This is a genomic window from Brasilonema bromeliae SPC951, from assembly GCF_012912135.1.
Lineage (GTDB): Bacteria > Cyanobacteriota > Cyanobacteriia > Cyanobacteriales > Nostocaceae > Brasilonema > Brasilonema bromeliae.
Window position 1 is genome coordinate 1 of the sequence record NZ_QMEB01000244.1, and the last position, 9,932, is coordinate 9,932.

7 protein-coding genes are annotated in these 9,932 nt (G+C 42.7%); 6 read left to right on the plus strand and 1 reads right to left on the minus strand.

From position 1 onward, the window contains the following. The first annotated feature begins 1,201 nt into the window (after positions 1 to 1,201). The 3 genes from DP116_RS23770 to DP116_RS23780 all read left to right on the plus strand — a co-directional run bounded on the left by DP116_RS23770 (position 1,202) and on the right by DP116_RS23780 (position 4,221). Positions 1,202 to 1,888 carry a LabA-like NYN domain-containing protein gene (locus DP116_RS23770; protein ID WP_169157513.1) on the plus strand — a complete coding sequence of 229 codons (687 nt, stop codon included), beginning with the start codon at positions 1,202 to 1,204 and terminating at the stop codon, positions 1,886 to 1,888. Positions 1,889 to 2,395: 507 nt separating this feature from the next. Further along, on the plus strand, positions 2,396 to 3,109 hold the full coding sequence (locus DP116_RS23775) for a response regulator (RefSeq protein ID WP_169157514.1): 714 nt from the start codon (positions 2,396 to 2,398) through the stop codon (positions 3,107 to 3,109). Continuing rightward, on the plus strand, positions 3,106 to 4,221 hold the full coding sequence (locus DP116_RS23780; RefSeq protein ID WP_169157515.1) for a sensor histidine kinase: 1,116 nt from the start codon (positions 3,106 to 3,108) through the stop codon (positions 4,219 to 4,221). Before DP116_RS23775 ends, DP116_RS23780 begins: the two co-directional genes overlap by 4 nt. A gap of 390 nt (positions 4,222 to 4,611) precedes the next feature. Here DP116_RS23780 and DP116_RS23785 read toward each other — a convergent pair whose 3' ends face one another. Then, a complete protein-coding gene (locus tag DP116_RS23785; protein WP_169157516.1) occupies positions 4,612 to 4,884 on the minus strand; it encodes a GlsB/YeaQ/YmgE family stress response membrane protein in 273 nt (90 codons plus the stop codon). Positions 4,885 to 5,374: 490 nt separating this feature from the next. On the opposite strand from DP116_RS23785, the gene DP116_RS23790 reads away from it, so the two are divergent. From DP116_RS23790 to DP116_RS23800, 3 genes are all read left to right on the plus strand, one after another. Beyond that, on the plus strand, positions 5,375 to 7,777 hold the full coding sequence (locus DP116_RS23790) for an alpha/beta hydrolase family protein (RefSeq protein WP_169157517.1): 2,403 nt from the start codon (positions 5,375 to 5,377) through the stop codon (positions 7,775 to 7,777). A 492-nt stretch (positions 7,778 to 8,269) separates the two neighbouring features. Then, the gene (locus DP116_RS23795) at positions 8,270 to 9,055 is read left to right on the plus strand and encodes a nucleoside phosphorylase (protein ID WP_169157518.1); all 786 of its coding nucleotides are present in this window, start codon (positions 8,270 to 8,272) and stop codon (positions 9,053 to 9,055) included. A 188-nt stretch (positions 9,056 to 9,243) separates the two neighbouring features. Further along, positions 9,244 to 9,932, plus strand: a 689-nt coding sequence (locus DP116_RS23800; RefSeq protein ID WP_169157519.1) for a polysaccharide deacetylase family protein, incomplete at its 3' end; no start/stop codon positions are given.

The following is a 9,932-nucleotide window of genomic DNA, read 5'->3' on the forward strand; positions in this document are numbered from 1 at the left end:
AAATTGATAATATGGAAATAATGATAAAATTTCATATAGAATCTCAAGGTAAATTCTATAAATTAGCAAATCGCAAATAACAAAACCCTTTTCTAATTTTGGATAAGAATCAGTGCTTTAAGTCGCCGTTAGGAACTGCGTACACTAGGACAGATGAAAATTTTTCTTTTCTTCTGAGTTCTTGGTCAGGAGTTGCTGAGTTCTATTTTCAACTCGGTTGGACAAAAATATTATGCGTCCGTCGCAAGCGTTGCGGACGCGAGTGCGTGTCCGTAAGAGGCGAACGTGTCGCATACCGGAGGTGATAGCCGTGGGTTGAGTATATCCAGAACGCACCCTGCTTTGAACACAGGGGGCATAGTGGTGTTTATTTATGTCCAGTTAGCAATTGTGAGAATATGAAAAGCCCCTGTAGAGTTTAAATATTTTGTTTGTGGAAAAAGTCACTCCAAATCCTAATATCCTGCACAGACGCTATGCCTGACTCCTATGGCACAGGTCTCATCCTTTGAGTTCACCTAACGGGAGAACCCTAGTAGGTACGGCGACGCCTTACAGTGAGACCAGCGCTGCGGGAGGGTTTCCCTCCGCAGGCGACTGGCGAACCCGGAGGGCTATCGGGTATGCGCAAAGCGCACGCCAAGGGGCAGTTAAGGGGACGCGAAAAACGTCGGTCTAGGACTGGACTCACCAGTCACTTGGGCATAGCGCCTTTATTCACCCCAAACGCGCTACCTCACCCCAGCACTGTCCTGCGCAACGCAGCGCCTTTTCTGCTTTTCGTACTATTTTTATTTATTATCAAGAAATAACGTGGTATGCATGCCCAAAATATACGGTCTTTATATTTTTGGTGATTTTTGGAATTTTCATCAGAAAATTTATCAATACAATATGATGTTATATATAGGTGAGTCGCACGCCTAGTTACAATAAGGTTAATGTTGATATATCACTCAAATTATGCTAATCAATAAATATGCTGCTTTTACTTGAGCAGGTGCATATGTTGAATTAGAGAGTTCAAAGTATAAAGTCAAAAATCTTGTTTGAGCTTTGGACTTTGGAAAGTTAAGATGAGTTGAGTCTATTTAACATTATTGACATTAGACTCTTTTTTGTCAAGGTGATAACCTACTACAAGTTATCTATTGTCAATTTACCTAAAAAGACTTGCAAAATTTGAAATTCAGAGGTATCAATGAATCTTGCCGGTTTTAACAAAGAAAGAAATCAATATAAACTAGTCAAAGAACAATCGCATTGGCAAGAAGAACGTCACACAAAGACTACTGATCAAGATAAAGACGGAAAAATGTCAGTGACTAAGATTGAGCAATCCATTTTCGGTAATTTAAATCGTGGTCGAGTAGCCATTTTCATTGATGGAGCGAATTTATTTCATGCCGGTTTACAACTTAGTCTTGAAATTGACTATGCTAAGCTTCTTTGTTGTTTAACTGAGAATGCAAAGCTTTTACGTGCTTTCTTTTACACTGGAGTAGATCGCACAAATGAAAAGCAACAGGGTTTTCTGCTGTGGATGCGTCGGAATGGTTATCGTGTCGTTGCCAAAGATTTAGTACAGTTTCCAGATGGCTCAAAAAAAGCCAATTTAGATGTAGAAATAGCTGTAGATATGATGAATTTAGCTCCTTACTACGATACTGCAGTGTTAGTTAGTGGTGATGGAGATTTAGCATATGCAGTTAACGCTCTTTCTTATCAAGGAGTTCGAGTTGAAGTTGTCAGCATACGCTCAATGACGAGCGACAGTCTGATTGATGTTACTGATTATTTCGTTGACATAGAAACAATCAAACAATACATTCAAAAAGATTCCCATTCCTGCTACAACTACCGACCTCTATCGAATTCTAGTTTGTAAAAGACAAATTTCCAAAAGACGGCTTATACTATTTCACTAACATCCTGATACAACTCACTCCCCTTGCCTACCCATCTCGCCAGATCAACAACGACTTACCCACCATGTTCTAACCTTAAAGTCAAATGATATTACTATAAACTTGGCTCGCAAGAAAAGAAACATAATTAAGAGATTGTAAATGTTTTTTCCAAAAATAACGCAGAACACATAAGTCAAAAATCAGGAGAAAAAATAGAACTAAAAAGAAGAATAAAAATCTGAATTCTGTACAACTGAAGACGAAGCATCAAGGGTACAAGCCCCCACTAAAGATGCAGATTTAGTGGGAAATAATTGTGTCTTTATTTGAATCCTCCACTCATTGCATTCCTAGCTGCGGAGTTCTGTGTTCTGAGTTCTTTTTTAATAAAATTTATCTGTAAACCTCAAGTTTGATGGCAAAATATCGGTTACAATAGCAACCCAGGAAATGACCTTGTGCATTCTGCTTGCCAATAATTTAGTATGAACATCCTCATCGTTGAAGATGAACCCGAAATTGCCCAGTTAATCCAAATATCTCTGGAAAAAGAAGGTTTTTGCTGTCGCATTAGCAGCGACGGTTTGAACGCCTTACGAATGTTTCAGGAGCAATCACCAGATTTAATTATTTTAGATCTAATGATTCCTGGTTTAGATGGTTTGGAAGTCTGTGCAAGAATTCGGCACAAACCTGGTGCAAAAGACCCGTATATTTTGATGCTTACGGCTAAAGGTGAGGAAATTGATCGCGTTATTGGCTTATCTACTGGCGCTGACGATTACATGGTCAAACCCTTTAGCCCCAGAGAGTTGATTGCTAGGGTACGAGCGCTATTGCGGCGTAGTCTCCGCCACGGTTCACAAAATCAGGTGTACCGTACTAAACACTTTATAGTAGATGTAGAGCAGCGCATAATAAGTCGCCAAATGAATTCTCAGGAACCAGAAATGCTAGATTTAACGACCCTAGAATTCAATTTGTTAAGCACCTTTATTAGCAATCCTGGTCGAGTTTGGGATCGCACCCAACTCATCGACAAACTTTGGGGAGATAACTTTTTTGGTGATGAGCGCGTGGTGGATACTCACATTGCTCGGTTGCGAAAAAAAATTGAGCCAGACCCTACTAATCCAACTTTTGTGAAAACTGTTGTTGGAGTTGGCTATAAGTTTGAAGATTCTTCTGTTATTTTATGACAAAAACGGGGTGGCGTTGGGCAAAGTCATTACCTTTGGCATCACGCCTATTTATCTCCCACTTACTGGTGATGATAGTAGGAGTCGTTAGTCTCGTCATTATCAGCAAAGTCTCTTCCCCTCGCTTTTTCGTTCTGCATTTGGAACGATTGGAACAAAGAGGATATGACTTATTTGATGTTCGTAGTGAGTTGGTTAACAGCTTTGAATTTGCTTGGAGACGAAGCACTGTATGGTCGGTGTTCGCTGGTGCTACGGCGGCTGGAGGATTGAGTTACTGGGTGTCTAGACTGATCATGCAGCGGTTGATGGAGATGGAACAAATCACCCAAAAATTCGCGACTGGTGAATTCGATGCAAGACTACCTTTATCAGATATTCCAGAGTTGAATCGATTAGGTGCTAGTTTCAACCGTATGGCAATAAGTATAGAGGGGGTAGAAGCCCGACGCCGGGAACTGATTGGAGATATGACGCATGAGCTACGAACCCCACTGACAGTCGTACGCGGTTACTTAGAAGAACTTGCTGGTGGAACTATTGAACCAACTCCCGAAATTTATTTACGACTCGCAAAAGAAACAAGGCGTTTAGAGCGGTTGGTCAACGATTTGCAAGAACTCTCTAAGGCAGAAGCGGGTTATCTTCCGATAAAGACACAGTCACTTAATCTACGTCCTTTATTAGAGTCAATGGTCGAGAAATTTGCTGACCAACTGCTAGATGATGGACCAGTTCTGCGCTTAGAGTGTCCATCGAAACTCCCCTTGGTATTGGCTGATATTGACCGTACAGAACAGGTGCTGGTCAATCTACTTGGTAATGCAGTGCGTCATACCACTAAAGGTTCAATTACTGTTCGTGCTTGGGCTGAAGCCTCTAAGGTATGGATTGCAGTCACGGATACAGGGACGGGGATTGCTAAAGAAGATTTGCCGTATGTATTTGAGCGGTTCTGGCGAGCTGACAAGTCTCGCGATCGCCACTCTGGAGGAACAGGTATTGGTTTAACCATCTCCCGTCGTTTAGTCGAACTGCAAGGCGGTCAGATTTCAGTAGAAAGTCAGCTAGGATCGGGCAGCACGTTTCGTTTTTTCTTGCCTTTGGCTTAAGTTTAGCTTCAACGGGCAAAAGCCCCTTATATCAAATCCAGTTAATGACTTACTGCATCTGGAGGTGTCGCTATCCTGTTGATAACTAAATCAACATTGAAAAGCATAAAATAGAGTTGTAGCACAAGCGCGTTGTGTTAGCGCTCTTTATCACACATCTAAGCCATAAACTTTGGTGCGTTAAGACGTTTGTCCTAACGCACCCTACATTTTACGTTTTTTAAGGTTGAGCGACTTAACAGGATAGTGACATCTTCCCTAGTTTTCTACAAAGTGCCACCAATAATTAAAAACAAAATATTCCGAAAAAAACTCTAGAGGATTTAATAATTCGTAACTCGCAATTGTATCGATCATTACGAATTACGAATGATAAATTATTAACTTGCATTAAACAGTTCTACGAGCAAACGAATACCAAATGAAAATTGCAATTAGTGCACCAAGAACAGCTAAAGCTAAACCAGGTAGACTGAAACCTGCATGAGCAGTTAAGATTATTTTTCCAGTAGTCAAGAAAACCCCTAAAATCCCACCGATAAACGCACCTACAATTCCCAACACAATAGTAGCAAGAATCCCACCACCTTGATAACCAGGATAGATGGCTTTAGCAATTGCACCAGCTAAAAGACCTAAGACCACCCATGCGATGATGTTCATTTGTTAAATTCCTTCCTGTTTTGGTTGCCAATAATATTAAGTCTAACACTGCAATACTTTTAGTCATCTTTCACAAGAAATAACTTTAGAAACCTTAAGGAATACAACAGGAGAAAGGTAGTGTAGAACTAGCTTGATTCTTCTCAGTAAAAAAAGATGTTGCAATTATGACTGAGATTATAAGTCGGTTAGAAATTTATGAGTCAAAATACTTCTCAACTGATAGTAATGAGTATTTAAATTTACCGAAAGTATCAGGAGTTAACAGACATGAGTATAGCTAGAACTAAGAATATTCTTTTATCAATTGAAGCTGAGCATTTCCAGACGAGTGTTCACGAATCCTGCGCGGATTGCTGTAGAACTGAGGAGCTTGTCTTCTGTGCAGCAATGCATAAGTGTGAATAAACTAGAAAAGTGACCTTTTCGGGATGTATCCTAAATCAGGTGTTGGTAATTTGAAATATGAGCTTGCCTTCACGGACTAAAAATGGACAATTTCCCGATAAATCCCCCAATTATTGAACAAGTCTGGCAATCTCCTCCAGAACCGATTAACCAAATTCTCGACGCTCCATCGCCACCTGCTATTTTGCTGTCTCCTAACAGAGAATGGATGGTAGAGTTGGAAAGACCATTGTTGCTTCCCATTTCCTTACTTGCAGAAACGGAAGTTCCCTTGGCAGGTTTTTTGATCAATCCCAAAACTAACGCACCTGCTCGTCTTAACCCTTTTCAAAGCATGAGAGTTAGGGCGATCGCGCCCGCGTCTCCCTCTGAAAGCATCGCTTCCCCCCAGATGAGTAAAACGGTGACGCTTCCTGACAACGCCCAAATTGGCTTCATAAAGTGGTCGCCTGATAGCCGAAAACTTGCCTTTACTCTCACTCAAGCCACGGGACTAGAACTATGGTTTGTGGATGTTGCAGATTTTATTCCCAAGCGGTTAACACAGCCAGTTCTCAACGCTGCATATGGAGAACCATACCGTTGGCTGTCAGATGAGACGCTTATTTGCAAGTTCATTTTGAGCGAACGCCCCAAGCCTCCCTCTGAACCAACCGTTCCACCAGGACCCCTCATTCAAGAAAATCTCAAAGGTAAAAGCCCAACTCGTACCTACACAAATCTACTGCAAAATCCTCACGATGAGGCGCTACTTGAATACTACTTAACCTCGACCTTGGAGAAAGTGACGCTAGATGGTCAACGTACTTTGTTAGTGGAGAGCAGTCTCATTCATGAAGCTATACCTTCTCCTGATAGCAAATTTATTCTACTGACGACGCTGCAGCGACCATTTTCTTACCAAGTTCCAATCTCGTATTTTCCCAAAAAAATTGAAGTTATTGAAGATACAGGAAAATTCGTTTATCAGGTTGCGGATGTCCCTCTTTTTGTCCGTCGTACAACTAAATTCGATGAAGTGCGGACAGGACGCCGAGGAATTTCTTGGCGTAGTGATACGAAATCTACACTATCTTGGTTAGAAGCTTTAGACGAAGGTGATCCAACACGTGACGTTCCCAAACGGGATGCGTTGTTTGAATTAGATGCTCCTTTTACAGATACACCAAAGCAACTCTGGGAATCTGAGTACCGCTTCCATAACCTTGCTTGGGGTAAAGAAGATGTCGCCCTGGTTTCGGAACGATGGTACGATACCCGTAAAGAGCGAATTTGGCGCATATACCCCCAAGCACCTGAAACACCGCCGCAACTACTTCTTGACCGCAGTTATGAAGATAAATACAATGACCCTGGGTCAGCCTTGATGACTGTGGGACCTTACAGGTATAGAGTTCTGCGCTTTGCACCACAAGGCAATATTATTTACCTTAGTGGGCGAGGAGCATCACCTAATGGAGCATATCCGTTTTTAGATAGCTTCGATTTGGAAACAGGGCAGAAGCAACGCTTATGGCAATGTCAAGACCCATATCTTGAGGAAATCGCTTATCTGCTGGATGATGAAGCACAAACTGTGATTACTCGTCGCCAATCTCAAACTCAGCCACCCAATTATTTTCTCTTTAACCGTCGCGATAACCAAATTCTCACGGCGCTGACTCATTATCAAGACCCTGCTCCTGCGTTGGCTGGAGTTTACAGTGAGTTGGTAAAATATCAGCGAGCAGATGGTGTGCAACTGTCGGCTAAATTATATCTGCCTCCTGGTTATGAGCGAGAGCGAGATGGTCCTCTGCCGATGTTATTCTGGGTTTATCCAGAGGAATTTAAAGATAAGGAATTTGCCGGACAGATTACGAAATCTGAAAACACTTTCAGCCGTCCCAATCGTGCTTCTGTTTTATTTCTTCTCACTCAAGGCTATGCAGTTCTTTCTGGTCCCACCTTACCAATTATTGGCGAAGGTGATACAGAACCAAATGATACTTACGTAGAGCAATTGATTGCTGGAGCACAAGCAGCAGTAGACTATGTGGTAAAGCGTGGCATTGCCGACCCTCATCGTATTGGTATTGGAGGACACTCTTATGGAGGGTTTACTACAGTAAATTTGCTTGCACATACTGATTTATTCCGCATAGGTATTGCTAGGAGTGGTGCTTACAACCGAACCCTGACTCCCTTTGGTTTTCAAGGAGAGCAACGCAATTTTTGGGAGGCACAACAAACTTACATTCATATGTCTCCTTTTACTCATGCTGCAAAAGTCAAAGCACCTCTTTTGCTGATTCATGGGGAAAAAGATACCAATCCTGGTACCTATCCATTACAAACGGAACGACTGTATGAAGCGCTCAAGGGATTGGGAGCAACTGTTCGTTTGGTCGTGTTACCTTTAGAAGACCACGGCTATCGCTCTGGTGAAGGAGTTGCTCATGTACTTTGGGAGATGGTGAACTGGTGCGACAAGTATCTCAAGTGAACTACCACACACCGACCGTTAGGCAGTACGGTGTAGGCTTCCCAATTCAACGGGGATTGCCTCTAGAACTCCGTAGTTCTGTTGGTCTTACATTCCCTCCAAGGGCAGGAGTCCTAGTTCCTAAGACCCAAACTTTTTCTTGCAACATTTACCCTTAGGGGTTCGGCACTTCCTTCAAGTCGGGGAACCCGCAAGGGCGGAGTGCCTCACCTTTTAGCTTGGTTTTCGCTTACGGCATTGATGCTCAAGATGTACATAATTTACCATATTTTGTTAGTTTCCTCCATGTCTTCTTCCCTCGTGCTACGCACATTGGTTCAGAAGACTGTCCTCAACTCACTCGCAATTCATGAGCGAAAATGTGGTTTACTCGTGGCCTCCCGGTTTATTCGCGTCTCAACACTGACTGAGTACAGTACAGTGTGAGCCAACTTGGCTGTTTAAGGTAATTCATGCAACAAGTTATCACACCTTGGGACAAAAAGCTGAATCATGACTGATGCCAAGTTGTATCATATCGGGTTTGGAAAAAATGACCTTGGAGAGCAACCACCAACCATTGCTTTATTATCTGGTGATCCGGAACGAGCACGGCTGATTGCTCAGTCCTATTTGCACTCTGTACGGCTTTTATCTGAAAACCGGGGGTTGAATAGTTATGTAGGTATTCTACCTAACGGGAAAGCGCTTTTATCTGCGACAAGTGGAATGGGAGCGCCATCTACAAGTATTGTTGTTAACGAGTTGATACAAGTTGGCATTCGGCTGATTATTCGTGTCGGTACTTGCGGCTCTATTCAAGAACACGTATCAGTTGGTAGCATCGTAATTACGAGTGCTGCCTTGTGTCGGCAAGGAGCTGCTAACGATATTGCACCTGTTGAGTATCCCGCAGCTGCTGATCCGTTTGTGACGGTAGCTTTGGTTGAGGCGGCGCGGGAACTGAAGGTGAAATATCATCTGGGTATTACCGCATCAGTTGACACTTTCTACGAGGGACAAGAGCGAACTCAGTCTGTGAATCGACATTTGTTGCGCTCATTGCGTGGCGTGACAGAAGAATATCGCTCTTTGAATGTGTTGAACTACGAAATGGAGTGTGGGACTTTGTTCAAGATGGCGGGGGTGTATGGTTTTAGAGCAGGCTGCGTGTGTGGTGTCGTTGCTCAACGTACAGTTGGTGAAGAGGTTATTTTGGGACAGAAAGACTTTGCAACTGACAATGCTATCAAGGTAGCCGTACAAGCAGCACAGCACTGGAAAGAACCTGAAGCATAAAAAATTTACAAATTTTGAAAAATATTACAAATATTTACAATGTCCTGATTCTATCTTTTGGTCGATGGTTAATACTTCGTAAGAAAGTTTTTTCAGAAATAATCCGGAACAGAGAATTAAGCTCTCGTTCTAGTACAAGTATATAAAACTAAAAATAGATAAAACTCAAAATAGCAAGTAGGCTTAAAATGCAACTGGCTCCCTTGTTTCCAATTTTCCACCGCATCCTCAAACCAACGTTTCCTAACTGCCTTTGGTGTGGGGATGCAAACTCCAAAATTATCGCATTGACGTTTGATGATGGTCCCCATCCTGAATACACGCCATCACTGTTGAAAGTTTTAGACCGTTACAACGTCACAGCTAGTTTCTTCTGGCTGGGTGCTTGCGTCAACCGTTCACCGGGTGTGGCTAAACAGGTGTGCGATCGCGGACATTGGATCGGATTGCATGGCTATGATCATCAAAATTTTCCCATGCTCTCCCCAACAGAACTTAAGCACAGCTTAGAAAAAACCCAAGCTGCTATCTACAACGCTTGTCATCTTGCACCCGATAAAGTGCGCGATGTCCGTCCGCCTAATGGTTTGTTTACACCTACAACATTAAAATTACTGAATCAATGGAACTATCGACCTGTTATGTGGAGTGTTGTACCGGAGGACTGGGTAAGACCAGGAATCGCCACAGTGGTGCAGCGAATTCTCCAGCAGGTCTGTAATGGTTCACTAATTGTTTTGCATGACGGTATGTGCGGCGGACAAGATGTCACCGCAACGACAGAAATCCTCATTCCTCAACTAATGGAACAAGGCTATCAATTTGTAACGGTAGACACTCTCTGGCAGGAAGCGAGGGGGGTGGGGGCTTTGGGGTC

Bases quoted from the DNA above. Each gene is read 5' to 3' on its own strand.
- DP116_RS23770 (WP_169157513.1), top strand. From the start codon at position 1,202: ATGAATCTTGCCGGTTTTAACAAAGAAAGAAATCAATATAAACTAGTC.
- DP116_RS23775 (WP_169157514.1), top strand. From the start codon at position 2,396: ATGAACATCCTCATCGTTGAAGATGAACCCGAAATTGCCCAGTTAATC.
- DP116_RS23780 (WP_169157515.1), top strand. From the start codon at position 3,106: ATGACAAAAACGGGGTGGCGTTGGGCAAAGTCATTACCTTTGGCATCA.
- DP116_RS23785 (WP_169157516.1), bottom strand. From the start codon at position 4,884: ATGAACATCATCGCATGGGTGGTCTTAGGTCTTTTAGCTGGTGCAATT.
- DP116_RS23790 (WP_169157517.1), top strand. From the start codon at position 5,375: ATGGACAATTTCCCGATAAATCCCCCAATTATTGAACAAGTCTGGCAA.
- DP116_RS23795 (WP_169157518.1), top strand. From the start codon at position 8,270: ATGACTGATGCCAAGTTGTATCATATCGGGTTTGGAAAAAATGACCTT.